The organism is Arthrobacter sp. J156 (assembly GCF_056172865.1).
The window spans coordinates 662,018-687,763 of record NZ_CM149650.1; the positions used below are offsets into that span (position 1 = coordinate 662,018).

The 25,746-nt window shown below is 70.6% G+C and carries 29 protein-coding genes; 14 read left to right on the forward strand and 15 right to left on the reverse strand.

The features are described 5' to 3' along the window. Positions 1-22: 22 nt before the first annotated feature. Positions 23-1,174 (reverse strand): cell division protein ZapE, encoded by a 1,152-nt coding sequence (gene zapE, locus AC0QR5_RS03095; RefSeq protein ID WP_329861459.1) that lies wholly within the window; start codon positions 1,172-1,174, stop codon positions 23-25. After that, positions 1,174-1,824: a VOC family protein gene (locus AC0QR5_RS03100; RefSeq protein ID WP_329861457.1), complete on the reverse strand. Its 651-nt coding sequence runs from the start codon at positions 1,822-1,824 to the stop codon at positions 1,174-1,176. The genes zapE and AC0QR5_RS03100 overlap by 1 nt, the downstream gene beginning before the upstream one ends. A 133-nt stretch (positions 1,825-1,957) precedes the next feature. On the opposite strand from AC0QR5_RS03100, the gene AC0QR5_RS03105 reads away from it, so the two are divergent. The 3 genes from AC0QR5_RS03105 to AC0QR5_RS03115 are packed head-to-tail and all read left to right on the forward strand — an operon-like array spanning position 1,958 to position 5,204. Then, positions 1,958-2,404, forward strand: coding sequence for a helix-turn-helix transcriptional regulator (locus AC0QR5_RS03105; protein WP_329861455.1), 447 nt, complete (start codon positions 1,958-1,960; stop codon positions 2,402-2,404). Next, positions 2,401-2,820, forward strand: a complete 420-nt coding sequence (locus AC0QR5_RS03110; RefSeq protein ID WP_329861453.1) for a VOC family protein — start codon at positions 2,401-2,403, stop codon at positions 2,818-2,820. Before AC0QR5_RS03105 ends, AC0QR5_RS03110 begins: the two co-directional genes overlap by 4 nt. Then, entirely contained in the window at positions 2,817-5,204 is a 2,388-nt protein-coding gene (locus AC0QR5_RS03115) for an excinuclease ABC subunit UvrA (protein ID WP_329861451.1), read from the forward strand. The genes AC0QR5_RS03110 and AC0QR5_RS03115 overlap by 4 nt, the downstream gene beginning before the upstream one ends. A gap of 176 nt (positions 5,205-5,380) precedes the next feature. Here AC0QR5_RS03115 and AC0QR5_RS03120 read toward each other — a convergent pair whose 3' ends face one another. After that, positions 5,381-6,088: a VOC family protein gene (locus AC0QR5_RS03120; RefSeq protein WP_329861449.1), complete on the reverse strand. Its 708-nt coding sequence runs from the start codon at positions 6,086-6,088 to the stop codon at positions 5,381-5,383. Positions 6,089-6,266: 178 nt separating this feature from the next. Here AC0QR5_RS03120 and AC0QR5_RS03125 point away from each other — a divergent pair, with 178 nt between their 5' ends. The 3 genes from AC0QR5_RS03125 to AC0QR5_RS03135 are packed head-to-tail and all read left to right on the forward strand — an operon-like array spanning position 6,267 to position 6,894. Beyond that, a complete protein-coding gene (locus tag AC0QR5_RS03125) occupies positions 6,267-6,539 on the forward strand; it encodes a hypothetical protein (RefSeq protein ID WP_329861448.1) in 273 nt (90 codons plus the stop codon). Continuing rightward, positions 6,518-6,691, forward strand: coding sequence for a hypothetical protein (locus AC0QR5_RS03130; RefSeq protein ID WP_329861447.1), 174 nt, complete (start codon positions 6,518-6,520; stop codon positions 6,689-6,691). Before AC0QR5_RS03125 ends, AC0QR5_RS03130 begins: the two co-directional genes overlap by 22 nt. Beyond that, complete coding sequence (locus tag AC0QR5_RS03135) at positions 6,688-6,894, forward strand: helix-turn-helix transcriptional regulator (protein WP_329861446.1); 207 nt, start codon at positions 6,688-6,690, stop codon at positions 6,892-6,894. The genes AC0QR5_RS03130 and AC0QR5_RS03135 overlap by 4 nt, the downstream gene beginning before the upstream one ends. A gap of 10 nt (positions 6,895-6,904) precedes the next feature. Here AC0QR5_RS03135 and AC0QR5_RS03140 read toward each other — a convergent pair whose 3' ends face one another. Both AC0QR5_RS03140 and AC0QR5_RS03145 read right to left on the reverse strand, forming a co-directional pair. Further along, on the reverse strand, positions 6,905-7,459 hold the full coding sequence (locus tag AC0QR5_RS03140) for a hypothetical protein (RefSeq protein WP_329861444.1): 555 nt from the start codon (positions 7,457-7,459) through the stop codon (positions 6,905-6,907). 4 nt (positions 7,460-7,463) lie between these two features. Next, a complete protein-coding gene (locus AC0QR5_RS03145; RefSeq protein WP_329861443.1) occupies positions 7,464-8,060 on the reverse strand; it encodes a hypothetical protein in 597 nt (198 codons plus the stop codon). Positions 8,061-8,153: 93 nt separating this feature from the next. On the opposite strand from AC0QR5_RS03145, the gene AC0QR5_RS03150 reads away from it, so the two are divergent. Further along, a complete protein-coding gene (locus AC0QR5_RS03150; protein WP_329861441.1) occupies positions 8,154-8,540 on the forward strand; it encodes a DUF3054 domain-containing protein in 387 nt (128 codons plus the stop codon). Positions 8,541-8,610: 70 nt separating this feature from the next. Continuing rightward, positions 8,611-8,892 carry an Lrp/AsnC family transcriptional regulator gene (locus AC0QR5_RS03155; RefSeq protein WP_329861440.1) on the forward strand — a complete coding sequence of 94 codons (282 nt, stop codon included), beginning with the start codon at positions 8,611-8,613 and terminating at the stop codon, positions 8,890-8,892. A gap of 142 nt (positions 8,893-9,034) precedes the next feature. On the opposite strand, the gene trpD is transcribed toward AC0QR5_RS03155, so the two are convergent. Beyond that, a complete protein-coding gene (gene trpD, locus AC0QR5_RS03160; protein ID WP_329861438.1) occupies positions 9,035-10,093 on the reverse strand; it encodes an anthranilate phosphoribosyltransferase in 1,059 nt (352 codons plus the stop codon). A 147-nt stretch (positions 10,094-10,240) separates the two neighbouring features. Here trpD and ctaE point away from each other — a divergent pair, with 147 nt between their 5' ends. From ctaE to qcrB, 4 genes are all read left to right on the forward strand, one after another. Then, entirely contained in the window at positions 10,241-10,879 is a 639-nt protein-coding gene (gene ctaE, locus AC0QR5_RS03165; RefSeq protein WP_329861436.1) for an aa3-type cytochrome oxidase subunit III, read from the forward strand. 71 nt (positions 10,880-10,950) lie between these two features. Then, positions 10,951-11,739 carry a cytochrome bc1 complex diheme cytochrome c subunit gene (gene qcrC, locus AC0QR5_RS03170; protein WP_329861434.1) on the forward strand — a complete coding sequence of 263 codons (789 nt, stop codon included), beginning with the start codon at positions 10,951-10,953 and terminating at the stop codon, positions 11,737-11,739. 73 nt (positions 11,740-11,812) lie between these two features. After that, on the forward strand, positions 11,813-12,856 hold the full coding sequence (gene qcrA / locus AC0QR5_RS03175; RefSeq protein ID WP_329861433.1) for a cytochrome bc1 complex Rieske iron-sulfur subunit: 1,044 nt from the start codon (positions 11,813-11,815) through the stop codon (positions 12,854-12,856). Between the two features lie 3 nt (positions 12,857-12,859). Then, positions 12,860-14,527, forward strand: a complete 1,668-nt coding sequence (gene qcrB, locus AC0QR5_RS03180) for a cytochrome bc1 complex cytochrome b subunit (RefSeq protein ID WP_329861432.1) — start codon at positions 12,860-12,862, stop codon at positions 14,525-14,527. 151 nt (positions 14,528-14,678) lie between these two features. On the opposite strand, the gene AC0QR5_RS03185 is transcribed toward qcrB, so the two are convergent. The 6 genes from AC0QR5_RS03185 to AC0QR5_RS03210 all read right to left on the reverse strand — a co-directional run bounded on the left by AC0QR5_RS03185 (position 14,679) and on the right by AC0QR5_RS03210 (position 20,821). Further along, a complete protein-coding gene (locus AC0QR5_RS03185; RefSeq protein WP_430970676.1) occupies positions 14,679-15,467 on the reverse strand; it encodes a GntR family transcriptional regulator in 789 nt (262 codons plus the stop codon). Between the two features lie 266 nt (positions 15,468-15,733). Then, positions 15,734-16,135 (reverse strand): cytochrome c oxidase subunit 4, encoded by a 402-nt coding sequence (locus tag AC0QR5_RS03190; protein WP_329861431.1) that lies wholly within the window; start codon positions 16,133-16,135, stop codon positions 15,734-15,736. A gap of 2 nt (positions 16,136-16,137) precedes the next feature. Continuing rightward, a complete protein-coding gene (ctaD, locus tag AC0QR5_RS03195) occupies positions 16,138-17,856 on the reverse strand; it encodes an aa3-type cytochrome oxidase subunit I (protein WP_329861429.1) in 1,719 nt (572 codons plus the stop codon). A 5-nt stretch (positions 17,857-17,861) separates the two neighbouring features. Beyond that, entirely contained in the window at positions 17,862-18,734 is an 873-nt protein-coding gene (ctaC, locus tag AC0QR5_RS03200) for an aa3-type cytochrome oxidase subunit II (protein ID WP_329861428.1), read from the reverse strand. A gap of 201 nt (positions 18,735-18,935) precedes the next feature. Continuing rightward, complete coding sequence (locus tag AC0QR5_RS03205; protein WP_329861426.1) at positions 18,936-19,310, reverse strand: HesB/IscA family protein; 375 nt, start codon at positions 19,308-19,310, stop codon at positions 18,936-18,938. 98 nt (positions 19,311-19,408) lie between these two features. Next, a complete protein-coding gene (locus AC0QR5_RS03210) occupies positions 19,409-20,821 on the reverse strand; it encodes a dipeptidase (RefSeq protein ID WP_329861424.1) in 1,413 nt (470 codons plus the stop codon). Positions 20,822-20,885: 64 nt separating this feature from the next. Here AC0QR5_RS03210 and AC0QR5_RS03215 point away from each other — a divergent pair, with 64 nt between their 5' ends. Next, on the forward strand, positions 20,886-21,473 hold the full coding sequence (locus AC0QR5_RS03215; protein WP_329861423.1) for a DUF3043 domain-containing protein: 588 nt from the start codon (positions 20,886-20,888) through the stop codon (positions 21,471-21,473). A 224-nt stretch (positions 21,474-21,697) separates the two neighbouring features. Here the strand turns inward: AC0QR5_RS03215 and AC0QR5_RS03220 are convergent, their stop codons facing one another. Then, positions 21,698-22,768, reverse strand: coding sequence for a quinone-dependent dihydroorotate dehydrogenase (locus AC0QR5_RS03220; RefSeq protein ID WP_329861418.1), 1,071 nt, complete (start codon positions 22,766-22,768; stop codon positions 21,698-21,700). A 78-nt stretch (positions 22,769-22,846) separates the two neighbouring features. On the opposite strand from AC0QR5_RS03220, the gene AC0QR5_RS03225 reads away from it, so the two are divergent. Continuing rightward, positions 22,847-24,193: an alpha/beta hydrolase gene (locus AC0QR5_RS03225; RefSeq protein ID WP_329861416.1), complete on the forward strand. Its 1,347-nt coding sequence runs from the start codon at positions 22,847-22,849 to the stop codon at positions 24,191-24,193. On the opposite strand, the gene AC0QR5_RS03230 is transcribed toward AC0QR5_RS03225, so the two are convergent. Then, entirely contained in the window at positions 24,133-24,978 is an 846-nt protein-coding gene (locus AC0QR5_RS03230; protein ID WP_430970680.1) for an isoprenyl transferase, read from the reverse strand. The genes AC0QR5_RS03225 and AC0QR5_RS03230 overlap by 61 nt on opposite strands. Continuing rightward, the gene (gene recO, locus AC0QR5_RS03235; RefSeq protein WP_329861413.1) at positions 24,978-25,730 is read right to left on the reverse strand and encodes a DNA repair protein RecO; all 753 of its coding nucleotides are present in this window, start codon (positions 25,728-25,730) and stop codon (positions 24,978-24,980) included. The genes AC0QR5_RS03230 and recO overlap by 1 nt, the downstream gene beginning before the upstream one ends. Positions 25,731-25,746 lie beyond the last annotated feature (16 nt).

Here is a 25,746-nt window from a genome sequence, read left to right on the forward strand (position 1 = left end):
TGATGGGGGAGCAGTGGGGCTGCTAGCGGCCGGCGGCGGCCGCTCGGGCCGGGGCGGCGAGGGCGGACAGGCGGCTGAACAGGCGTGCGGCGTCGGCCGGCGGGATCAGGGATCCGGCCTCCTCGAAGGACCCGCCGCCGATCAGGTCCAGGCGGACGTCGCGCTCGTACAGCACGTCCACGACGTTGCCGAAGCGGCGTAGCGCGTACGGCGTCAGCCGGTCCAGGGGCGGGACGGAGTCGACGACCCAGTGCCGGGAGTCCTCCGCGAGGCGCAGGTAATCCATGGGGGCCGTCGGGGCCCCGCAGAGGGCGTCGAAGCGGAACCACAGCTGCCCGTCCGCCGCCCGGAGCGCCTCGATGTCCTGGGTCGTCGGCCGCAGGATCCGGCGTTCGGCGGGCGACGGCGGGACCAGCCCCGCCGTTCCGGGCCCGTCCCCGACGGGGTCCGGCCAATGGGTTCCCGACGAGAATCCCGCGGCGCGCGTGGACGGCCGCACCGCACGGTAGTCGGTCGGCCCGGCGATCTCGACGACCTGCATCTGGGCGCGGATCAGCGCGATGGCCGGCTCGGCGAGATGGTGGAAGTACTCATCGGGGAGCAGCTGCTCCGGCGCGTAGTTGGAGGTCGCCACGAGCAGGATCCGTTCCTCGACGATGCGCTTGAGCAGCCGGGTCAAGAGCATGGCGTCGCCGGGGTCGTTGCAGTGGAACTCGTCGAAGCAGAGCAGCCGGGTCCCCGCGAGCATGGTCCCGAGGGCCTCGTCGATCGCGCTGCCCCGCCGCTCGGCGGCCCCGCGGCCGGCTCCGCGCTCCGCCGCGCGGGACGCCTCGCCCGCGGCGTGGACGCGGCCGTGGAGCTCCCGGAAGAAGGCGTGGAAGTGGACCCGGCGCTTGCCCTGGACGGGGACGGCGTCGAAGAAGGCGTCGGCGAGCCACGTCTTGCCCCGCCCGGGCGGCCCCCAGAGGTAGACGTGGCCGGGCGGGCCCGAGGGCCGGTCGAGGCTGCCGGCGGCGCGGGCGAGCAGTCCGGCCGCGGAGAGCTGGGCGGGATCGAGGACGAGCCCGTGGTCCCGGGCCGCTCGACCGATGCCGCGCCGGGTCCGGGCGGCCGCAGTCAGCCGGCGCCACGGCAGCGGGAACCGTGTCCCTGCCGCGGACCCCCGTGGGGCCACTAGCCGCGTCCGGCCATGGTGGCGATGTCGACCTCGTTGCCTTCCGGATCCGCGAGCGTCCACCACTCCGGCGCGTGCTCGTCGTTGACGATCCGCCCGCCCGCGTCCACGGCCGCCGCGATGCGGGCCTCGGCCACGTCGTGGGCCACGCACACGTCGACGTGGATGCGGTTGCGCTGCGGGCGCTCGCGGACCATCTGCTGGAACCAGAGCGAGGGCTCGCGGCCGTCGGGATCGGCCAGCTCGTCGTCCGCGACGCGCCGGTAGCCGAGCACGGCCTCCCAGAACGGCAGGACCGCGGGGATGTCGAGCGCGTCGAGGGCGAGCTGGACCGTCTGGACCTCGGCCGGGTCCGCCTCGATGGCGAGGTCGCGGGCCGCCGCCGAGATCGCCCGGGCCAGCTCCACGTCCCGCCCGCTCAGCCCACCGACGTCGTGCGAGAGCAGATTGACCGTGAGTGACCCGTAGCGGAGGTCGAGGTCGGGGTGATGGTTGGCGGCCTCGGCGAGCCGGCCGATCTCGTCCACGAGGGCGAGGCCGCGCGCGAACGAGCCGGTGGCGAACCGGGCGCCGGCGCCGCCGAAGACGACGCGCCACTCGGAGACGCCGTCGGAATCGTGGAACTGCCGGGCCGTGATGCGTGCGCTCATGGGGCCAACGTTACGCCTCCGGGCCGCCCGCGGGCCACGGCGGGTCCCCCAGGGTGGAGGCGGTCGACGCCGGACAGGACGCCCGGCCGCGCGCTGGACAGCCCGGGGGACCGGTGGAACGATCAGGAGAGCCATGAACACCGCGTCTGTTTCCCCCGCCTTGGGCGACCTCGTCCTGCTGCGCCGCGTCCGCGACAGGATCGACCGCGAGTACGCCCGCCCGCTCGATGTCGAGGCCCTGGCTCGCGGCGTCCACATGTCCGCCGGGCACCTGAGCCGGCAGTTCCGCCGGGCCTACGGCGAGCCGCCCTACCGCTACCTCATGACGCGGCGCATCGAGCGGGCCATGACGCTGTTGCGCCGCGGCGACGTGGGCGTCACCGAGGCGTGCTTCGAGGTGGGATTCTCCTCGCTGGGCACCTTCAGCACCCGCTTTTCCGAGCTCGTCGGCATGCCGCCGAGCGAGTACCGTGCCGCGGCGGCCGGCCCGGGGGAGGGGATCCCCGGCTGCGTGGCCAAGGTCGTGGCGAGACCGGTCAGGAATCAAGAAGGGCGCCCCGCGGCATCACCCCTAGGATGACGGACATGGACATCAACATTCACTCGAGTTTCCTCCCGCACGAGGACCCGGAGGCGTCGCTCGCCTTCTACCGCGACCTGCTCGGTTTCGAGGTCCGCCTCGACGTCGGCTACGAGGACATGCGCTGGATCACGATCGGGCCGGCCGGGCAGCCGGACACGTCGATCGTGCTCACCCCGCCCGCCGTGGATCCGGGGATCTCCGACGAGGAGCGCCGGGTCGTCGCCGAGATGATGGCCAAGGGGACGTTCGCCGCCGTCGTCCTCTCCACGCCGGACCTCGACGCGCTCTTCGAGAAGGTGGAGGCGAGCGGCGCCGACATCATGCAGGAGCCCCTCGAGCAGCCCTACGGCGTCCGCGACTGCGCCTTCCGCGACCCGGCCGGGAACACCGTCCGCGTCCAGGAGCGCCAATGAGCGCGGCCCCCGAGACGGCCCGGGAGGACACGGCGCTCGCCGCGGACCAGCACGACCTCATCCGGGTCCAGGGGGCCTCGGAGAACAACCTCAAGAACGTCAGCGTCGACCTGCCGAAGCGCCGGCTCACCGTCTTCACCGGGGTCTCGGGCTCGGGCAAGAGCTCGCTCGTGTTCGGCACGATCGCGGCCGAATCGCAGCGGCTCATCAACGAGACCTACAGCGCGTTCGTCCAGGGGTTCATGCCGACGCTGGCCCGCCCCGAGGTGGATCACCTCGAGGGGCTCACGACGGCGATCATCGTGGACCAGGAGCGCATGGGGGCCAACCCGCGCTCCACGGTGGGCACGGTGACGGACGCCAACGCGATGCTGCGCATCCTCTTCAGCCGGCTCGGCGAACCGCACATCGGCGGGCCCGGGGCGTTCTCCTTCAACGTGCCCTCCGTCAAGGCCAGCGGGGCGATCACGGTCGAGCGCGGCAACAAGACCAAGGCCGAGAAGGCGACGTTCAACCGGCTCGGCGGCATGTGCCCGCGTTGCGAGGGCACGGGGTCCGTCAAGGACTTCGACCTCACGGCCCTCTACGACGGCTCCAAGTCGCTGTCCGGCGGCGCCCTCACCGTCCCCGGGTACTCCATGGACGGCTGGTACGGACGGATCTTCGGTGGCTCCGGGTACTTCGACATGGACAAGCCCGTGGAGAAGTTCACGAAGAAGGAGCTGCACGACCTCCTGTACCGCGAGCCGACGAAGATCAAGGTCGAGGGCATCAACCTCACCTACGAGGGCCTGATCCCGAAGATCCAGAAATCGATGCTCTCCAAGGACCCGGAGGCCATGCAGCCGCACATCCGGGCCTTCGTCGAGCGCGCGGTCACGTTCGGCACGTGCCCGGAGTGCGACGGCACGAGGCTGGCCGCGGAGGCCAGGTCATCGATGGTCAACGGCAAGAACATCGCCGACGCGTGCGCGCTGCAGATCACCGACCTGGCCGAATGGGTGCGGGGGATCGACGAGCCCTCCGTCGCGCCCCTGCTCAAGGGCCTGCAGCACCTGCTCGACGCGTTCACCGAGATCGGCCTCGGCTACCTGTCTCTGGACCGCCCGTCCGGCACGTTGTCCGGGGGAGAGGCCCAGCGGACCAAGATGATCCGCCACCTCGGTTCCTCGCTGACCGACGTCACCTACGTCTTCGACGAGCCGACGATCGGCCTGCACCCGCACGACATCGAGCGGATGAACACGCTCCTGCTGCAGTTGCGGGACAAGGGGAACACCGTGCTGGTCGTCGAGCACAAGCCGGAGGCGATCGCGATCGCGGACCACGTCGTCGACCTCGGCCCGGGCGCCGGGACGGGCGGCGGCACGGTGTGCTTCGAGGGCACCGTCGAGGGGCTCCGGTCCAGCGGTACGACGACGGGGCGCCACCTCGACGACCGCGCGTCGCTCAAGGGGGCCCTCAGGCAGGCGACGGGAGCGCTTGAGGTGCGTGGGGCGTCGACGCACAACCTCCGTGGGGTCGATGTCGACGTGCCGCTCGGCGTGCTCTGCGTCGTCACCGGTGTCGCGGGCTCCGGCAAGAGCTCGCTCATCCACGGCTCCGTCGCCGGCCGCGAGGGCGTCGTGGTGATCGACCAGGGTGCCATCCGCGGCTCGCGGCGCAGCAACCCGGCCACGTACACCGGGCTGCTCGAGCCCGTCCGGAAGGCGTTCGCGAAGGCCAACGGGGTCAAGCCGGCGCTCTTCAGCTCCAATTCGGAGGGCGCCTGCCCGACGTGCAACGGCGCGGGCGTGATCTTCACCGAGCTCGGGGTCATGGCGACGGTCGAGTCCACGTGCGAGGACTGCGAGGGCCGGCGTTTCCAGGCGTCCGTCCTCGAGTACACGCTGGCCGGGAAGAACATCGCCGAGGTCCTGGCGTTGCCGGTGGCCGAGGCGGAGGCGTTCTTCGGCGAGGGGGAGGCCCGCACCCCGGCGGCCCACAAGATCCTGGGCCGGCTCGCCGACGTCGGTCTCGGGTACCTGACCCTGGGGCAGCCGCTCACGACGCTCTCCGGCGGCGAGCGCCAGCGTCTCAAGCTCGCCACGCAGATGGGCGAGAAGGGCGACGTCTACGTCCTGGACGAGCCGACCACGGGACTGCACCTGGCCGACGTCGAACAGCTTCTCGGGCTGCTGGACCGGCTCGTGGACTCGGGCAAGTCGGTCATCGTGATCGAGCACCACCAGGCCGTCATGGCTCATGCCGACTGGATCATCGATCTGGGTCCCGGTGCCGGGCACGACGGCGGATCGGTGGTCTTCGAGGGCACGCCGGCGGATCTCGTCGCCGACGGGACCACGCTCACGGGCAGGTACCTGGCCGCCTACGTCGGCGCTTGAGAAGGACGGCGCGGCACGGAAGACGCGTCCTTGCCGCGCCACCGTCCCGCCTTCGGCACCGCCCTCTCCGGCACGGTCCGTTAAACGCCGATAACGTACATTATGTCAAGTCATCGCAGGGCCGGCGCTCAGAGTGAAGCGTCCTCCGTCCTACGGCGCATCGCCGCGCCGATCGGTCACTCCTTGGGCGCGGCGGACGCGTCGACGCAGACGACTCCCCGATTGCCGTCCTGATCCACGATCACCGTGAGCCAAGGCGCCTTGGAGTCGTCGACCACCGTTCCGCCAGCGGCGACCGCCGCGTCGATCCGTGTCTCGACCACCTCGGGCGCCACGTAGACCTCCACGTGGAAACGCTGGTCGGCCGGGTCCCGATCGCCGGCTTCTCCGAACCACAGATTCGGAACTCGCCCCGTGGCATCGCGCACCTCGTCACTGGGCGAGCCGTGGCCCTGGGACGAGGCGTGCCCGGTCAACAAGGCCGCCCAAACGGGAGCGATCGTGGCGGAGTGCGCGGTGTCGAGGCCGAGCTCGACGACGCTGACCGAGGCCGGGTCGGCGGCAAGTGCGTGGTCGGCGGCGATCCGGGCAATCGTCCGTGCCAGGCCGACGTCCTTCGCGGTGACCCACTCGACGACGTGTTCGATGCCGGCGTCGTCGCGGTAGACCGCGTCCTCGCTGATCAGCTTGAGATCCACGTACCCCGGCCCGAGTGACACGCGCGGGTGGTGCCCGGCAGCGTCCCCCGCCTCACCGACCGCCGTGATGAACCGGGCGCCCGCGCCGAAGCCGTGGACCAGATAGCGCGCGTGGAGTCCCTGGGCCAGCTTGCGCCAATCGGCGAGCCCGGCCGCCGCGATCTGAGCACCCGTCAGCATGTCCATGGACGCGGAGCCTATCCCAGACGCGGCCAAAGCGCTCCCCCGGCCTGCTCCCCTGTCCAGGACTCGCAGACCGCTGCCATTCCCGGAACCGGAAGCGAGTCAAGTTTCCTTGACTTCTCAGTCCAGACGGATCTAAGCTGTCAAGTGTACTTGACTTAAACTTAAGGAGGGGCCGCCCATGGAACGGCAACGACAACCCGCAGCCGACTACCGGCGCTCGAACCGGGCCGCCCTCCGGCTGGCCGCCTGGACCCTGGCCTGGCTCGCGAGCTTCGCGGTGGCGCGTTTCGGCCCCGCGTCGTGGTGGGACCCGCAGGAACACGCGGCCGCGAGCTGGACCGCCGTCGCGGCCAACGCGCTCATCGGCGCAGGATGGATCCTCGCCTTCACGCGCTTCCTAGGGCACTCGACGAGCTGCAGCGCAAGATCATGCTCGACGCGCTCGCGGTGACCCTCGGCATCGGCTGGGTCCTCGGCTTCGCCTACTTCGTCGCCGACGCCGCCGGCCTCGTGCCGTACGACGTCAACGTAGCGGTCTTCCCCGCGCTCCTCGGCGTCGTCTACCTGCTGGCCTTCGTCGTGGGGAACGTGAGGTACCGGTGAGGAACCGCGTCGCCGAGCTGCGGAGCGCGCGCTCCTGGACGCAGGCCGACCTCGCGCAGCGCGTCGGCGTGTCCCGCCAGTCGGTCAACGCGATCGAGAAGGGCAAGTTCGATCCGAGCCTGCCGGTGGCCTTCCGCCTGGCCAGGCTGTTCGGGCTCGCGATCGAGGAGGTCTTCACCGACGACGAGGCCGACGGCCGCTAGCCCCCGGTGCTCAGGCCGCTCCCCCGTGGACGAGCAGGCAGCCGATGCCCGTGCAGGCGCAGGCCCACATGACGCTGGCGAACGTGCCGAGGATGAAGCGCTCCGCCGCTCCGTCCTTGCCGAGCTCCGAATAGCGACCGAGCCCCTTGACCGCCAGGACGACGGCGAGGCCCTCCGGCCACCCGGCCCAGAGCGTCGCGGCGATCGCCGTGCGCTCGAGGATCCCGATCCAGAGTCCGCCGCGCAGCACGAGCTCGCCCTGTCCCTCCGCCTGTGCCGCCTGGGTGGTCGTGACGGCTTCGCGCCGGTACGACATGCGGATGATGGCCACGGTCACCGGACCCCCGCCGGCCGCGGCGGCCACGACGGCGATCGGCGCCGCCAGCGCGGTCGGAACCACCTCGGCCGCGGCAAGCGCCGCGGCGGCGGCCCCGGCGAGCAGCAGGACCTGCCCCAAGGCCGTGGCGAGCAGGAAGCGGCCTCCGGGGCCCCGGGCCGTCCGCCGGTTCTGGGGCAGTCCGCTCAGGCCGGCGAGCAGCAGAAGGGCGAGCGCGAGGACGGCCATGGCCTCATTCTCCCCCGTCCGGGGCATCCAACGCGTGCAGCGCCTCGGCGGCGTGGCGCTCGAGCCGGCGGCATTGCTGCCACAGCCCGGAGGCGAGCCGGCTGGAGACCGCCTGCTGCGAGACGCCGAGCAGGCCGGCGGCCTCCTTCTGCGACCGCCCGCCGGCCACGAGCAGCCCGGCCTCCTGCGAGGCCGGGCTGCGCCGGGCGTCGACGCCGGCGATGAGCTGCAGCTCGGCCTCGACGCGCTCGATCCGTGGATCCCGGGCGTTCAGCGCGAGCGATCCCGGCGAGGACTTGGCGCGTTCGACGGCGTCGCGGGCGAGTTCGAAGGCCTCGCCGGCCCCGGCCCGCGTCTGCCGCGGAAGGGGCAGGCGCACGGAGCCGACGCCGACGCCGATGCTCCACTCCCCCGTCGCCGCGACATCGAGGACGAGCGCCGCCACGCCGCGTCCGTCGTCGAACACGCCCTGCAGTTCGTCCCCCGCGGTGCGCTCGAAGGGGCGCACGGGGGAATACTCGCGGTTGAGCCGCTCCACGAGCCCGTCGACGAGGTCGGGCTTGCGGCGCGAGGCGCGCTGGTCGATCGTCACGACGTACATGCCTACAAGGCTAGAACATTGTTGACTGATAAACAAGGCGTAAACCTTGTTGCCGTCGGGGCCGACGATGCTCCCGGACCTAGACTGGATCCCATGCGTTCCGACCGCCTGTGGATCCCCCTGCTCGCCCTCGACGCCGCCCTCGTCCTCGTCTTCGCCGTCCTCGGGCGGGCCCAGCACGAGCACGGGCTGAGCCCGGCGGGTATCGCGTCGACCGCGGCGCCATTCCTTGCCGCCCTCGTGCTCGCCTCGGCGGCGACCAGGATCCGGTCCACGCACTCCAGGCTGTTCCCCGCGGGAGTCCTCGTCTGGGTGGGCACGGTCGGCCTCGGACTGCTGCTGCGCGTCGCCTTCGGCGCGACCGCCGCGGTCCCCTTCATCATCGTCGCGTCCGCGTCGCTCGCGGTCCTCCTGCTGGGGCGGCGCCTGCTCAGCGCGGCGCTGCTCCGGCGTCGTAATGTGCCAGCGGGGCGGGCGTGAATTAGGCTCGACGGGACAGCGAAGCAGCGGCGCCGACGCCGCTCCGCACCGACCCGGAAGGACAGGGACCATGATCACGGCATTCGTCATGATTCAGACGCAGGCGGACAGGATCCCCGAATCGGCCCAGGAGATCTCCGAGATCGAGGGCATCAGCGAGGTCTACTCCGTGGCCGGGGACTGGGACCTGATCGCCGTCGCGCGCGTGAAGCGGCACGAGGACCTCGCCGACGTCATCGCCGACCGGCTGTCGAAGATCCCCGGCGTGCAGGAGACCTCGACCCACATCGCGTTCCGCTCCTACTCCCAGCACGACCTCGACGCCGCGTTCTCGCTCGGCCTCGATTCCTGACCCCGCCGCCCTTCCGGGCGGATCGGCAGGGCCCGCACCCCCGGAGGGTGCGGGCCCTTTCCGCGTCCGGGACGCCGGTGCGGGTCCGGGAACGACGCCGGGGCCCGGCCGGGGAGCGTCCGTTCCGGCAAGGCGCGGCCGCTCAGGCGCGCTGGGTGGCGCCCGCCCAGCGGTCCAGGACGGAGGCGGCGGCGCCGGAGTCGATGGATTCCTCCGCGCGGGCCGCGGCCCGGGACAGGCGTGCGGCGAGCGGTTCTCCGGCGTCGGCGTCGAGGGCCACCAGTCCGCCCGCGGCATTGAGGACGACGGCGTCGCGCACCGGGCCGCGCCGGCCGCCGAGGACGTCGCGGACCACCTGGGCGTTGTGCGCCGCGTCCCCGCCCCGCAGGTCCTCGAGCGTCGCGCGGTCTAGCCCCAGATCCGTGGCGTCGAGCACCTGTTCGGACACGTGGCCGCCGCGGACCTCCCAGATCCGGTTCGGGGCCGTCGTCGTCAGCTCGTCGAGGCCGTCGTCGCCGCGGAAGACCAGCGCGCGGACGCCGCGCGCCGCCAGGACGCCGGCCATCAGCGGCGCCATCCGGGCGTCGGCGCAGCCGATCGCCGAGGCGGTGGGACGGGACGGATTGGTCAGGGGGCCCATGAAGTTGAAGGCCGTCGCCACCCCGAGCTCGCGGCGCGGCACCGCCGCGTAGCGCATCGAGGGGTGGAAGACCTGGGCGAAGCAGAAGACGATCCCCGCCTGCTCGAGGATCCCGGGCATCGCCTCGACCGGGACGTCCAGACGCACGCCGAGGGCCTCCAGGACGTCGGCCGATCCGGAGGAGCTGGAGGCGGCGCGGTTGCCGTGCTTGACGATGCGGGCCCCCGCGCCGGCGGCGACGAGTGCGGCCATCGACGAGATGTTCACGGTGTTGTGGCGGTCGCCGCCCGTTCCGACGATGTCGAGCTTGTCCCCGGGCAGCGCAAGGGGCCGTGCGTTGGCCAACATGGCCTCGACCAGGCCCGCGAGTTCGGCGACGGTCTCCCCCTTCGAACGGAGGGCGACGAGGAACCCGGCGATCTGCGCGTCGCTCGCGTTCCCCTCCATGATCTCGCCCATGGCCCAGGCCGCGTCGGCGGTCTCGAGGTCCCTCCCGGCGATCACCGTGGAGAGCAGCGAGGGCCAGTTGGGGAACTTCCGGGCGGCTGGAATCGTTGACACGCAACAAGGTTATCTACGAATCGTAGAAACTCGGGAATTGTTTCTCCCGCGGGATTCCGCGGAACTTGGGCCTGACCGGCCCGAAAACGGGCGACTCGGGGCCCGATGCATTGGTGCCCCCGGCACTTTTGTAGACATAATGGCTCTGTGACAACTGCGACTCATGCCCTCAATGCCCCGGCACACCCCGTGCCGAACCGCCCCAACATGGTGTCGGTGGGAACCGTCGTCTGGCTTGCCAGCGAGCTGATGTTCTTCGCCGCGCTCTTCGCCATGTACTTCACGCTCCGTGCCGCGGCACCGGAGATGTGGGCGACGGAAACCGCGAAGCTCAACGTTCCGTTCGCGCTGATCAACACGATCATCCTCGTCTCGAGCTCCTTCACGTGCCAGTTCGGCGTGTTCGCGGCCGAGAACCTCCAGCCGCGCCGCACCGGCGGCCTGTTCCAGCTGCGCCGCTGGGGCATGGTCGAGTGGTTCATCCTGACCTTCCTGCTCGGGGCGATCTTCGTCGCCGTGCAGGCCTACGAGTACACCGAGCTGGTGCACCACGGGGTCGCGCTGAACTCCAACGCCTACGGGTCCGCGTTCTACCTGACCACCGGCTTCCACGGACTGCACGTGGCCGGCGGGCTGATCGCCTTCCTGCTGATCATCGGGCGTGCCTACGTCGCCAAGCGCTTCGGACACTTCGAGGCGACCTCGGCGATCGTGACCTCCTACTACTGGCACTTCGTCGACGTCGTCTGGATCGCGCTGTTCGCGATCATCTACTTCCTGAAGTAGCGAAGCAGCCCGGCCCCCGTGGCCGCCACCAGCACCACACCCTTTCCAAGAACTTAGTGAGGAACCATCAAGTGAAGGCTCTTTCGCAGAGGCGCCGGCATCCCCTGGCAGCCGTGGCGCTGCTCCTGATGGGTCTGCTCGTCACAGGCGGACTCTACGCAGCGGCAGGCAGCGTCACCGAGGCCAAGGCGGCCACGACCTACAGCGCCAGCGACATCGAAGAGGGCAACAAGCTCTTCGTGGCCAACTGCGCCACGTGTCACGGCCTGAACGCCGAGGGCACCAACGCCGGGCCGTCGCTCATCGGCGTCGGGGCCGCCTCGGTGGACTTCCAGGTCGGCACGGGCCGCATGCCCATGCAGATGCAGGGCCCGCAGGCCCAGATCAAGCCCGTCCAGTTCGACGACGAACAGACGCAGCAGCTGGCCGCCTTCGTGGCCTCCCTCGGCGCCGGCCCCGCAGTGCCGGGCGACGACCTGCTGGACACCACGCAGGGCGACTCCGCCCGCGGCGGCGAGATCTTCCGCGTCAATTGCGCCATGTGCCACAACGCGGCCGCGGCTGGCGGCGCCCTGACGCGCGGCAAGTTCGCGCCGGGACTGGCCGGCGTCTCCGAGAAGCACATCTACGAGGCCATGGCGACTGGCCCGCAGAACATGCCGGTCTTCAACGACTCCAACCTCACCCCCGAGGACAAGCGCGACGTTATCACCTTCCTCAAGGAAATCGAGGCCCAGGGCTCCCCGGGCGGCGCGAAGCTCGGATCGCTCGGACCGGTTTCGGAGGGCCTCTTCATCTGGACCGCCGGCCTCGGCATCATCATCGCCTTCACGATCTGGCTGACGTCCCGCCCGTCCTAAGCGCCCCGCGGGCCGTGGGCCCGCGGTCATCACCACGTACCTAGCACATTTGAGAAAAAGGATGAGAGACAACATGGGCGACCATAGTCACGGCAGTCCGAACGACCCGGGCACCGTTGCTAAGGCTGGCACGGACACCCTGGAGACGTTCCAGGATCCCGGCCTCCCCCCGCATCGGAAGCGCCTGGCCGATGCGGACCCGCGTGCCGCGCGGCGCGCAGAACGGCAGGTTGCCCTGCTGTTCATCATCTCCATCATCGGCACGCTGTCCTTCTTCATCGCCTACTTCGGCGTCGGACAGACGGAATCGATCAGCGAGCTGCGCACGCAGAACCTGCTGCTCGGCCTCGGGACCACCTTCGCGATGCTCGGCATCGGCGTCGGAATCGTCCACTGGGCGCGGACGCTCATGCCGGATCACGAGATCGCCGAGTCCCGCCACGAGGTGCGCACCGAGGAGGACCGCGCGGATGCCGAGCGCATCATCGGCGAGATCCTCGACGAGTCCGGCATCAAGCGCCGACCGCTGATCCGCAACACACTCATCGGCGCCATCGCCCTCGCGCCGATCCCGGCGGTGTTCATGTTCCGCGACCTGGACCGCACCAAGTCCACGGCCGGCGAGATCGTCGAGCGCCTGCGCCACACGATGTGGGACACCAACGTCCGCCTGACCCGCGACCCTTCCGGCACGCCGATCAAGGCCTCCGACGTCCAGATCGGCTCCGTCTTCCACGTGATCCCCGAGGGGCTCAACGACACCGAGGACCCGCTCAACGAGAAGGCCAAGGCCGTTGTGCTCCTCATGCGCCTGGACCCGGCGGACCTGAACATCTCCCCCGAGCGCGTCGACTGGCACTACAACGGCATCGTCGCCTACTCGAAGATCTGCACCCACGTCGGCTGCCCGGTGGCGCTCTACGAGCAGCACACCCACCACCTGCTCTGCCCCTGCCACCAGTCGACGTTCGACCTCACGCAGGAGTGCAAGGTCATCTTCGGCCCGGCCGGACACGCGCTGCCGCAGCTGCCGATCACCGTCGATTCCGAGGGCTTCCTCGTCGCGCAGAGCGACTTCCATGAACCCGTTGGACCGAGCTACTGGGAGCGTGGCTAACCCATGAGCAGCACAACCGAGTACCGCCCCAAGACCTCCACGGGGCGCATCGCGAACTTCGTCGACCAGCGCGTCGGCGGCTCCTCGATCGTCAAGGAGTTCGGCCGGAAGATCTTCCCGGACCACTGGTCCTTCATGTTCGGCGAGGTGGCGCTGTACACCTTCGTCATCCTCCTGATCTCGGGGACCTTCCTGACGTTCTTCTTCGATCCGTCCATGGCCCACGTGGTCTACAACGGCTCGTACAACCCGCTCAAGGGCGTCGGCATGTCCGTCGCCTACCACACGAGCCTCGACATCACGTTCGACGTCCGTGGCGGCCTCTTCATGCGCCAGGTGCACCACTGGTCCGCCCTGCTCTTCGTCGCGGCCGTCTCGGTGCACATGCTCCGCGTCTTCTTCACGGGCGCGTTCCGCAAGCCGCGCGAACTGAACTGGGTCGTCGGCTGCGTCCTGCTGATCCTCGCCATGGCCGCCGGCTTCACCGGCTACTCGCTCCCCGACGACCTGCTCTCCGGCAACGGTCTGCGGATCATCGACGGCGTCATCAAGGCCCTGCCGATCGTCGGCACGTACATCTCGGCGTTCCTCTTCGGCGGCGAGTTCCCCGGCACGGTGGTCATCAGCCGGCTCTACATGCTGCACATCATGCTGGTCCCGGCATTGATCCTGTTGATGATCGCGATCCACCTGTTCATGGTCGTCGTGCACAAGCACACCCAGTACCCCGGCCCGGGCCGCACCAACGACAACGTCGTGGGCTTCCCCGTGGGCCCGGTGTACGCGGCCAAGGCCGGCGGCTTCTTCTTCATCGTCTTCGGCGTCGTGGCGCTGATCTCGGCGCTGTTCACGATCAACCCGATCTGGAACTACGGCCCGTACGACCCCTCCCCCGTTTCCGCCGGCACGCAGCCGGACTGGTACATCGGCTGGGTCGACGGCGCGCTGCGCCTCATGCCGGGCATGCTCGGCGACTTCAGCTTCGACTGGAACATCCCGTTCCCGTGGGGCACCAACACGCTCGTGATGGGCGTGCTCCTCCCGATGCTCCCGGCGGCCATCCTCATCGGCACGATGATTGTCTGGCCCTGGATCGAGCGCTGGGTGACCAAGGACGACCGCGAATTCCACCTGCTGGACCGCCCGCGTAACGCCCCCACCCGTACGGGCATCGGCGTCGCCGGCGTGATCTGGTACTGCGTCATGTGGGCGGCAGCGAGCTCCGACCTCATTGCGACCCACTTCCACGTGGCGCTCAACGACGTCACCTACTGGCTCCGCGTGCTGTTCTTCCTCGGACCGATCGTCGGCTTCATCGGTACCCGGCGCATCGCCCTGGCGCTGCAGCGCAAGGACCGCGAGATCGTGCTCCATGGCCGCGAGGCCGGCATCATCGAGATGTCCCCGGAGGGCGGCTTCAGCGAGCGGCACGAACAGGTCGACGAGTACAAGCTCTACAAGCTCGTCTCCTTCCAGTCCCCCGAAGTGCTTCCCGCGCAGGCCGATCGTGCCGGACACGTGACTCGCATGGAGAAGACCCGCGGCGCCATCTCGCGCTTCTTCTTCGAGGACCGCGTCGCCCCGGTGACGCCGAAGGAGCTGGCCGAGGCCCACGAGCACCACGCCCACGGCGAGGTCGAGGAAGGCCAGAAGCCCTCCATCGGGCACTAGCCCGCCCGGCGCCCCTGGCGTCCGGCAGGCAACGACACCACGAAGGGACCCCCGGCTACGGCCGGGGGTCCCTTGTCGTCTGGTGCGCGCGAGGCGGTGCGTCGGGTGTTCACGGAGGCCAGGGGAACGGCCTGGCGCCTCCTGGAGGGCGCTAGTCGCGCGTGGAGTCGTAGTAGCGCGGTGGGCGCGTTCCAGGGCGCTGGAGGGGCACCCAGAGCTTGTAGCGGTCGGCCCGGTACAGCGAGACGGAGTAGTCCAGCAGCTCGCGGCGGACGTAGGCGTGGCGCTGGATCTTCAGCAACGGGGCGCCGAGTTCCACGCCGAGGTGCGGCGCGTTGGAACTCGTCGCGGCCGTCGCCTCGATCTGGTCCTCGCCCCACTCCAGCACGAGGCCGTAGCGCTCGTTGAGGGTGTTGTAGAGCGACGTCGGCGGAGGCTCGTCGATCAAGCCCGGCACCTTGTCGGCGGGCAGGTAGTTCTCATCGAGGCTCATGGGGGCCCCGTCGGCGAGCAGGAGCCGGCGGAGGCGGATGACGGGAGTGCCCTCGGTCAGCTCCATCTCGCGCGCGAGGGCGCCGGCGGCCGGGATCTCCTCGAAGCGCAGCACACGCGAGGCCGGGACCATTCCGCGCCGCTGCATCTCCTCCGAGTAGGACGTGAGCTTGACCTGCAGGTCCATCTTGGGCCGGGCGACGAAGGTGCCGACGCCGATGATCCGCTCCAGGACGCCTTCCTCGACGAGCGCGTCGATGGCCTGGCGGACGGTCATGCGGGCGACGCCGAAGAGCAGCGTGAGCTCCCGCTCCGACGGAATCGCCTGGCCGGGCCGGCAGACGGCCGTGGCGTGCTCTCGCAGGATGGCCGCGAGTTGCTGGTGCTTCGCCACGGCCGAGGCGGGATCCAAACGACCCGCTATGGAGTCGACGCGGCTACCGGGCACGGCGGGAAGCGTCGCTGAGGGGCATCACTCCCCCATTCTAGGGCGGCGACAGCGCGCCGCGGGCGTCGGCACCGCGGCCCCTTCATCCACGGGCGCGGGCAGGAGGCGGTGTGCCTCCGCGCCGTGCCCCGGCAGGGACGTCGACCCGGGCCCGGGGGCAGGCGGCGGACATGCGAAACGCCGCGGGCGCCGCACCGGTGGTGGTGCGGCGCCCGCGGCGCTGTGATCGTGTCGGAAGGGCCCGTCGGCCCCACCGCTGATCCGGACTAGTGCGCGTGGTCTCCGCGGCTGTACTCGTAGGTCCAGCCGATCACGGCGATCACGGCCAGGCCGGCGCCGATGTACAGGACCCAGAAGCCGACGGCCAGGCCGAGGAAGCCGATCGCTGCGGCGGTGGCCAGGACGATCGGCCACCAGCTCCACGGGGAGAAGGCGCCGACCACGCCGGCGTTCTCGTGGATCTCACCGTCGAGGCGGTCCTCGGGGCGGGGTCCGACGCGGCGGGCCGTGTAGTACAGGTAGAAGCCGATCATCGCGGACAGGCCCGTGACCATGAACAGCGCCGGCATGCCGACCCACTCGTCCCAGTTGGTCATGTACCCGTAGACCAGGGCGACGGGGAGGAAGAAGAAGATGCCACCGAGGAAGAGCCAGGATTCGATCTTCATGCTTACTTGTCCTTCTGGTCGGCCGGACCAAAGACCTTGGCCACGGTGGTCGTCGGCGTGCTGCGGGCTCCCAGCTCGGGGTGGTGCAGGTCCAGCGCGGGACGCTCGGAGCGGATGCGCGGGATGGAGTGGAAGTTGTGCCGCGGCGGCGGGCAGGACGTCGCCCATTCGAGCGAGGCGCCGAAGCCCCACGGATCGTCGACCTCGACCTTCTTGCCGTGGCGGTGCGTGATCCAGACGTTCCAGAAGAACGGGATCATCGACATGCCGAGGACGAAGGCGAACACGGTCGAGAACTGGTTCATCGCGGTGAAGCCGTCCTCAGGCATGTAGTCCGCGTAGCGGCGCGGCATGCCCATGACGCCCAGCCAGTGCTGGATGAGGAACGTTCCGTGGAAGCCGATGAACAGGAGCCAGAAGTGGATCTTGCCGAAGCGCTCGTTGAGCATCTTGCCCGTCCACTTCGGCCACCAGAAGTAGAAGCCGGCGAACATCGCGAACACGACCGTGCCGAAGACGACGTAGTGGAAGTGCGCCACGACGAAGTAGGTGTCGGAGACGTGGAAGTCCAGCGGCGGGGCGGACAGGATGATGCCGGTCAGGCCGCCGAAGAGGAAGGTCGCCATGAAGCCGATGCTCCAGAGCATGGGCGTCTCGAAGGTGATCGAGCCGCGCCACATGGTGCCGATCCAGTTGAAGAACTTCACGCCCGTCGGTACGGCGATCAGCATGGTCATGAAGCCGAAGAACGGCAGCAGGACGGAACCGGTCACGTACATGTGGTGGGCCCACACGGCCACGGAGAGGGCGGCGATGGCGATGGTCGCGAACACCAGGCCCTTGTAGCCGAAGATCGGCTTGCGGCTGAAGACCGGGAAGATCTCCGAGACGATGCCGAAGAACGGCAGGGCGATGATGTAGACCTCGGGGTGGCCGAAGAACCAGAAGAGGTGCTGCCACAGGATCGGGCCACCGGCCTCGGGGTCGAAGATGTGCGCACCGAAGCGCCGGTCGGCGCCGAGGGCGAACAGGGCGGCCGCGAGCGGCGGGAAGGCCATGAGCACCAGGATGCCGGTGATCAGCGTGTTCCACGTGAAGATCGGCATGCGCCACATGGTCATGCCGGGGGCGCGGAGGCAGATGATCGTCGTGATGAAGTTGACCGCGCCGAGGATCGTGCCGAAGCCGGACAGGGCCAGGCCGAAGACCCAGAGGTCGCCGCCGACGCCGGGGCTGAAGGTCGTGTTCGACAGCGGTGCGTAGGCGAACCAGCCGAAGGAGGCCGCGCCCTGCGGGGTGATGTAGCCCGCGACGGCGATCGTGGAGCCGAACAGGAAGAGCCAGAACGCCAGGGCGTTCAGGCGGGGGAAGGCGACGTCGGGGGCGCCGATCTGCAGCGGCATGATGACGTTCGCGAAGCCCGCGAAGAGCGGGGTGGCGAACATGAGCAGCATGATCGTGCCGTGCATCGTGAACAGCTGGTTGTACTGTTCCTTGGTCTGCAGCAGCTGCATGCCGGGCTCGAACAGCTCGGCGCGGATCAACAGCGCCATGACGCCGCCGATGCAGAAGAACATGAACGAGGCGATCAGGTACATGTAGCCGATCGTCTTGTGGTCCGTCGACGTGATCCAGTTGACGATGATGCGGCCCTTGGAGACGGGGACGACGCGCGGGGCGATCTCCCGGGTCTCGTCGGTGGCGTATTCGTAGGTGGTCATGATGCCTACTCCCCTTCGCCGTGAATCTCGTTCCGGGCGACCTCGCCCGGCTTGCGGTCGTACTCTTCGCCGATGTGGCCGTCGTTCAGGGTGTCCAGGTGGGCCAGGAACTCCTGCTCCGACACGACCTCGACGTTGAAGAGCATCTCGGAGTGGTACTCGCCGCAGAGCTCGGCGCACTTGCCCTGGTACGTCCCCTCGACCTGCGGGGTGAGGTAGATGTGGTTCGTCTTGCCGGGGATCATGTCCAGCTTCTGCAGGAAGGCCGGAACCCAGAAGGAGTGGATGACGTCGCGGCTGTTGAGCTCGAACGTCACCGACTTGCCGACCGGCAGGTACAGGGTGGGAAGCGTCTCCTCGACGCCCTCCTCGCCCGTGAGGTGCGCCTGCGTGCCAGCGAAGTACTTCTCCTGGCCCTGGTAGCTGTAGTTGAAGTCCCAGGCCCACTGCTTGGCGCGGACGTCAACGACGAGCTCGGAGTCCACGGGGGTGTTGATCGCGCGCTCGGTGCTGTCGGAGAACGCGAAGAACGTCAGGATGAGCATGAGCGGAACGGCCGTGTAGAAGATCTCGATCGGCAGGTTGTAGCTCAGCTGGCGGGGGTATCCGGTGTCGTTCTTGCGGCGGCGGTAGGCCACGATGCACCAGATGATCAGCCCCCAGGTCAGCAGGCCGACCAGCAGGACCACGATCCACGAGTTGACCCAGAGATCCTGGATCGACCCGGTGTGGTTGGTGATGTCACGCTCCGCATTCGGGAGCCAGCCCCGCTGGACTTGTTCTGAACAACCCGTCAACAGCAGCGCCCCCGCGCCGGCGATGGCCAAGACCTTGGCCCTGCCCCCGCGGCTGCTGCTGGTTCGGTCTAGCGAACTCACAGACGGCCCTTCCTCTTTGTTAGTGCTGAATGAATCTCCGGCCCCTCCCCCGGGATTCCGTGCGGAGATCCCGGTGTGACAAGGCCAAAGGAAAGCTTGGTTTTACTACTCGCTGTAGAGCTTACCCGTTGCCGACCTTCTTTGCCGACCGAAACCCCGGCGGCGCGGCAAACGTGAAGCCGCGCCGCCGGGGCGTGTCGCCTAGTGGAAGGAATCGCCGCAGGCGCACGAGCCGCCGGCGTTCGGGTTGTCGATCGTGAAGCCCTGCTTCGAGATCGTGTCCTCGAAATCGATCGAGGCGCCGCTGAGGTACGGAACGCTCATCTTGTCGATGACGACCTCGACGCCTTCGAAGTCGCGCACGGCGTCCCCGTCGAGGAGGCGCTCGTCGAAGTAGAGCTGGTAGATGAGTCCGGAGCAGCCGCCCGGCTGCACGGCGACGCGCAGGCGGAGGTCGGTGCGTCCTTCCTGTTCCAGGAGGCTGCGGACCTTGGTCGCCGCGACATCGGAGAGCGCGACCTCGTGGGTCGGGAGCTCGGTGGCGTCGGCGTTGGTCTCGTTGGTCGTGGCGGTCATATGGGTCCTCCCTTGCTGCGGATGGAAGGGACCGGCGGCTTCACGCGGTCCTCTTCCCCTCTATGGTACGTCTGCCGGGGCGGCGATGCCTTCCGGCGTTACAGCCCCTGCGCGTCCAGGCGGGCGAGCAGGAGCGCCTCGGCGACGACGGCACGGCGGAAGTCGTCGAGATGAAGCGACTCGTTGGCGCTGTGCGCCCGGGAATCGGGGTCCTCGACGCCCGTGACCAGGATCTGCGCCTCCGGGTAGAGCTCGGTGAGGTCGGCGATGAACGGGATGGAGCCTCCGATCCCCGTCTCCACGGCGGGCACGCCCCAGGCCTGTTCGAGGGACCAGAGGCTCGCCTGCGCGGCGGGCGCCGAGGTGTCGGTGGAGAAGGCGTTGCCGAGCTCGACGGCGGTGAAATCGACCCGGGCACCGAACACGTCCTGGGACTTCACGTGGGCCTCGAGGGCCTCGGCGGCCGCTTGCGGATCCTGGCCCGGCGCGAGCCGGACGCTGACCTTGACGCGGGCCGTGGGCAGGAGCGTGTTGGAGGAGACCGCCACGGACGGGACGTCGATCCCGATCACCGAGAGGGCGGGCTTGTGCCAGAGGCGGTCCGCGAGGGGGCCGCTGCCGGCGAGCCGGACGCCGTCTAGGACGGAGGCGTCGCGGCGGAAGTCGGCCTCGTCGTACTCGACCTCGGCGCGTTCGCGGGCGAGGAGGCCGTCGACGGCGACGTTGCCCTCGGCGTCGTGGAAGCTCGCGATGATCCGGGCCGCGAGCGTCGGCGCGTCGAGCACGGGCCCGCCGAACATGCCGGAGTGGACGGCGTGCTCGAGCACGCGCACCTCGAACACTCCCCCGACCATGCCGCGCAGGCTCGTGGTCAGGGCCGGGCGGCCGACGGCCCAGTTGCTCGAGTCCGCCACGACGATGACGTCGGCGGCCAGGAGCTCCTGGTACCGCTCGAGGAAGGGCCTGAAGCTGGGCGATCCGGCCTCCTCCTCGCCCTCGAAGAAGAACGTCACGCCGACGCCGAAGTCCTCGACGGCCGCGAGCACGGCGCGCAGGGCCGCGATGTGGACCATGATGCCGGCCTTGTCGTCCGCCGCGCCGCGGCCGTAGAGGCGGCCGTCGCGTTCGGTGGCGGTGAAGGGCGGCGTGTCCCACAGCGCCGGGCCTCCCGGGGGCTGCACGTCGTGGTGGGCGTAGAGCAGGATGGTCGGCTTGCCTGCGGCGGCGGGGCGGCGGGCGACGACGGCGGGGCTGCCGGGAGTGCCGTCCGGGGCCGGGGCGGTGAGGGTGCGGACGTCGTCGACGCCGGCGGCGCGCACGAGCGCGGCGACGGCCTCGGCGCTGCGCCCGAGCTCGGCGGGGTCGAAGGCCTCCCAGGCGATGCCGGGGATCGAGACGAGCTCCTTGAGCTCTGCGAGGGTCCGATCGAAGCCGTCGAGCACGGTCCGGGTCACGGCCGCGACGTCGACGGCGCCGCTGCCCGGTGCGGGGGTGGTGTCGTGTGGGGTCATGGCACCACCCTACCGAGAGCCCGCCGGGTTCGGCCGTGCGCCGCCCAGCGGCTAGACTTGGCGGGTGTTTGGACGCAAGAAGGACGCGGACGCCGCTACGACGCCGGCCGCCACAGAGACCCCGACGGAGCCCGTAGTGGGCAAGGGCGCGCCGACGCCCAAGCGGAGCCGGCAGGAGGCGCAGAACAAGCGGCCCCTCGTTCCGACCGACCGCAAGATCGCGAAGGAGCGTGCCCGGCAGCAGCGGATCGAGGCGCAGGAACGCCTCCGCCTCGCCAACGAGACGGGCGACGACCGCTACATGATGCCGCGCGACAAGGGCCCGCAGAAGCGCTATGCCCGCGACTTCGTGGACTCGCGCTGGATGGTCGGCGAGTTCCTGATGTTCATCATCTTCGGCTTCCTGATCGTCGCGATCTCCGTGCCGAACCTGACGGTGCAGGCCTATGTCACGATCGGCCTCTGGGTGGTCCTCGGCATCACCATCATCGACGCGGTGATCATGACCCGGCAGCTCAAGTCCCGCCTGGCCGCCAAGTTCGGCGACACCGAGCGCGGCGTGCTCTGGTATGCGGCGATGCGCGGGCTCCAGTTCCGCAAGCTGCGGCTGCCGAAGCCGCAGGTCGCGCGCGGCGCGGGCCCGCGCGAGTAATCTCCGGTTCACTCCGGCACGCAGCGCCCGGACAGCCCGGGCCGGGCACGTGACGGCAGACGACGGCGGGGCGGCACCTGGAAAGGTGCCGCCCCGCCGTCGTCCGCGTCCTGGCCCCCGCCGCCCGCCGCAACTCGTCGCCGCGGCACCGCGCGCCGGCGCGGGGAGGGCGCCCCGCCCGCCGCAGCTTGGCAGGAGCCGGGGGTTGGCGTCGCGGGCACCCCTCAGCGCGTCCGGACCCGCTTGAGGTGCCGGTTGATCCGCCAGGCCCAGAACGGCCCCTCGTAGAGGAAGGCCGTGTAGCCCTGGACCAGGTCGGCTCCGGCGTCGAGGCGCTGCTGGACGTCCTGTCCGGTCTCCACGCCGCCGACGGAGACGATCGCCGTGCCGTGGTCCAGCTGCGAGCGCAGGCGCCGCAGCACCTCCAGGGAGCGTGCCTTGAGCGGAGCGCCGCTGAGCCCGCCGGCGCCCATCTCCTCGACCTTTCCGGGGTCGGTGCGCAGGCCGTCGCGGCCGATGGTCGTGTTGGTCGCGATGACGCCGTCGAGGCCGAGCTCGCGCACGAGCGCCGCGACGTCGTCGATGTCCTGGTCGGCGAGGTCGGGGGCGATCTTCACCAGCAGCGGAACATGGCGCCCCGCGGCGGCATCCGCCTCGGCGCCGACCGCGCTCAGGAGCGGGCGCAGAGCCTCGATGTCCTGGAGCAGGCGCAGCCCGGGCGTGTTGGGCGAGCTGACGTTGACCACGAGGTAGTCCGCCTGCGGGGCGAGCAGCCGCGTGCTCACGAGGTAGTCCCCCACCGCGTCCCCGAGGTCGACGGCCTTGGTCTTGCCGATGTTGATACCGAGGACGGGGCGGACCGTCCCGAAGCGTCCTTCGAGCGTGTCCCGCGCCCGGGCGGCGCGCGGCGCGACGGCCGCGGCGCCGTCGTTGTTGAAGCCCATGCGGTTGATGACGGCGCGGTCCTGGACGAGCCGGAAGAGCCGCGGGCGCTCGTTGCCCGGCTGTGCCTGGCCCGTGATGGTGCCGACCTCGACGTGGCCGAACCCCAGGTCCGCGAGGGCGGCGATGCCGTGCCCCTCCTTGTCGAAACCGGCGGCGAGGCCGAACGGCGAGGGGAACTGCAGGCCCAGGACCTGTCGGCGCAGCGACGGGTGGGGCCGGGTCACGCGGCGCAGGACGGCCGAGGCGCCCGCGCGTTCGGCGAGGCGGATCATCCGGAAGCCGATGTGGTGGGCCTTCTCGGGATCCATGCCGGAGAACACCACGCGGAAGAAGAGGGGGTAGAAGCGCATGGCCTCCAGTCTGACCTGCCCCCGCCACGGCTGCCAACTCCGGGCGCGCGCGCGTCGCTCGGTGGATATGCTCGGGTCATGGACAGAAGCAGCACGGGTACCCCCGACGACCGGGATCCGCGCCCCGGCGGGACCGGACGTGTTCCCACTGGGCCGGCACGGGATGCCCTCGCGCTGCTCGAGGACACCGCCCCCGGGCAGTGGGTTCCCGACGTCCTCGGGCCCGGCTTCTCGCACACGACCCTTCCCCAGGGGGCCGACGAGGAGGGGCCCGTGGTCTCGACGCTCGTCCGCTACCGCCCGGAGGACGCCGCGCCGGCCGGCCACGGGGACGGGGACGCGCGGCCGCCGTGGTGGGCCCCCCTTGCCCTGGACGTCCGCGCCGGACTGGACCGCATGCTCGCGACGGCCGCGCGGCGGCCCGGCACGCGGGGCGCGGGGCGCGCCGCGCCGGGGGGATCGCGCGACGCCGCGGCGGACGGCCCAAGCGGGCGGCCCGCCACCGACTCCGGGAGCGGCCCGACGGTCGTCCTGGCCCTGCACGGCTGGACCGACTACTTCTACAACACCGGGCTGGCGCGCTTCTGGGCCGCACGCGGGGCGCGCTTCTACGCGCTGGACCTGCGCCGCTTCGGCCGGAGCCTGCGCCCGTGGCAGACGCCCGGGTTCGTCACGGACCTGGCGGAGTACGACGACGACCTGGCCGCCGCGCTCACGGCGATCCGGGCGGACGTGGGCCGCGTCGGGCGGTTCGTCGTGTGCGCCCACTCGACGGGCGGGCTCATCGCCTCCCTCTGGGCCGACCGGCACCCCGGCACGGTCGACGCCCTCGTCCTGAACTCGCCGTGGCTCGAGATGCAGGGCAGCTGGCTGGTCCGCTACGCGGCGGCCGGGATCGTGGACCCGGTGGCCCGCTTGCGGCCGCGGGCCCGGCTGAAGCTGCCCGAGACCGACCACTACTGGCAATCGCTGAGTGGCGAGGCGCACGGCGAATGGGAGCTGCACCCCCTGTGGCGGCCCCGTCTCGCCTTCCCGGTCACGGCGGGCTGGATCTCGGCCGTGCTGGCCGGGCACGCCCGCGTCGCCCGCGGCCTCGACGTCGGCTGCCCCGTCCTGGTGCTCACGAGCGACCGTACCCATCTCGGCACGCAGTTCGACGCCGAGATGCTCTTGACCGACACCGTGATCGAGGTCGATACCGTCCGCCAGCGGGCGCTGAAGCTGGGACGCGAGGTCTCCGTCGTGGCGGTGCGCCACGCGATGCACGACGTCTTCACCTCCTCGGCGGGGCCGCGCGCCGAGGCCTACGCCGCCGTCGGACGCTGGGCCGACGGATACCTGCGCTCCGCCTCCGCCGCTCCCCGTCAGACGCCCGTCGCGGAGTCCGGCCGCGGCTCGAGCGGCGCGTCGACGGCGGCGCCGTAGCGGCGGTCCCGCCGCGCGTAGTCCTCGACGGCACGCCACAGCGTCCGCCGGTCCACGTCGGGCCACAGCACGTCCATGAAGACCATCTCGGCATAGGCGGACTGCCACAGCAGGAAGTTGGATGTGCGCTGTTCCCCGGAGGTGCGCAGGAAGAGGTCCACGTCGGGAAGCTCCGGCTCGTCCAGGTAGCGGGCAATGGTCTTCTCCGAGATCCCGGAGGGCTTGAGCCGCCCGGCCTCGACGTCCCGGGCCATCGCGGCGACGGCATCGGCGATCTCCGCGCGTCCGCCGTAGTTCACGCACATCGTCAGCTGGCAGACGGAATTGGCATCGGTCAGCCGCTCGGCCTCGAGCAGTTCGTTGACGACGCTGCGCCAGAGGCGCGGCCGGCGACCCGCCCAGCGGATGCGCACGCCCCAGCTGTCCAGGACGTCCCGTTGGCGGCGCAGCACGTCCCGGGAGAAGCCCATGAGGAAGCGGACCTCGTCCGGGCTGCGCTTCCAGTTCTCGGTTGAGAAGGCGTACACCGAGACGTACTCGATGCCGATCTCGACCGCCCCGGCGACGACGTCCAGGAGCGCGGCCTCGCCGGCGCGGTGACCCTCCGTCCGGGGCAGTCCCCGCTGGTTGGCCCAGCGCCCGTTGCCGTCCATGACGATCGCGACGTGGCGGGGCACGAGTCCGGCCGGCAGGCGCGGGGGCACGGCCCCGCTCGGGTGCGGCTCCGGTGCCACGGGTGCCTGGGTGGCGGCCTTCCGGCCGCGTGCTGCTTTCCTGACGGGGATCACGCTCTTTCCACGTGCTTGAGGGACTTCACGACCCGTTCCAAATGCCACTGCAGGTATCCTGCCACAATCCCCGCGGCCTCCTTGCGGGCCGGCGGCGGGGCCTGCGCGACGCCCGCCCAGTCCCCCGCGAGGAGGTCGGCGAGCAGGCGCAGGGACTCCGGCGCCGGGGAGCCGGAACCGGCGGGCCGGCAGTCCGCGCAGACCGCTCCGCCGAGCGGGATGTTGACCGCGGTGTGCGGCCCGGGGGCCCCGCAGCGAGCGCACGAGGTGAAGCTCGGGGCCCAGCCCGCCGTGGCCAGGGCCCGGAGGAGGTAGGAGTCCAGCAGGAGCGCCGGATCGCCGGCTCCCCGGGCCAGGGCGGCGAGGGCGCCGTGCAGCAGGCGGAACTGCGGCCCGGCGGAGTCGCCGTCGGCGTCGGTGAGCCGCTCGGCCGTCTCGACCATCGCGTGCGCGGCCGTGTAGCGCGCGTAGTCGGCGGCCAGGGCCTGGCCGTAGGGGCCGCTGAGCTGGGCCTGGGTGACGATGTCCAGGGAGCGGCCGTGGACGATCTGGGCGTCCACGAGCATAAAAGGCTCGAGCGTGGCTCCGAGCTTCGAGCTGGTCCGGCGCACGCCCTTGGCCACGGCCCGGATCTGCCCGTGGTCCGGGGAAAGCAGGACGACGATGCGGTCTGCCTCCCCCAGCTTGTAGGTGCGCAGCACGAGCGCCCGCGTCCGGTAGGACCTGGAGGCGAAGCTGGAGCGGGACACGCCTCCATTGTCTCAA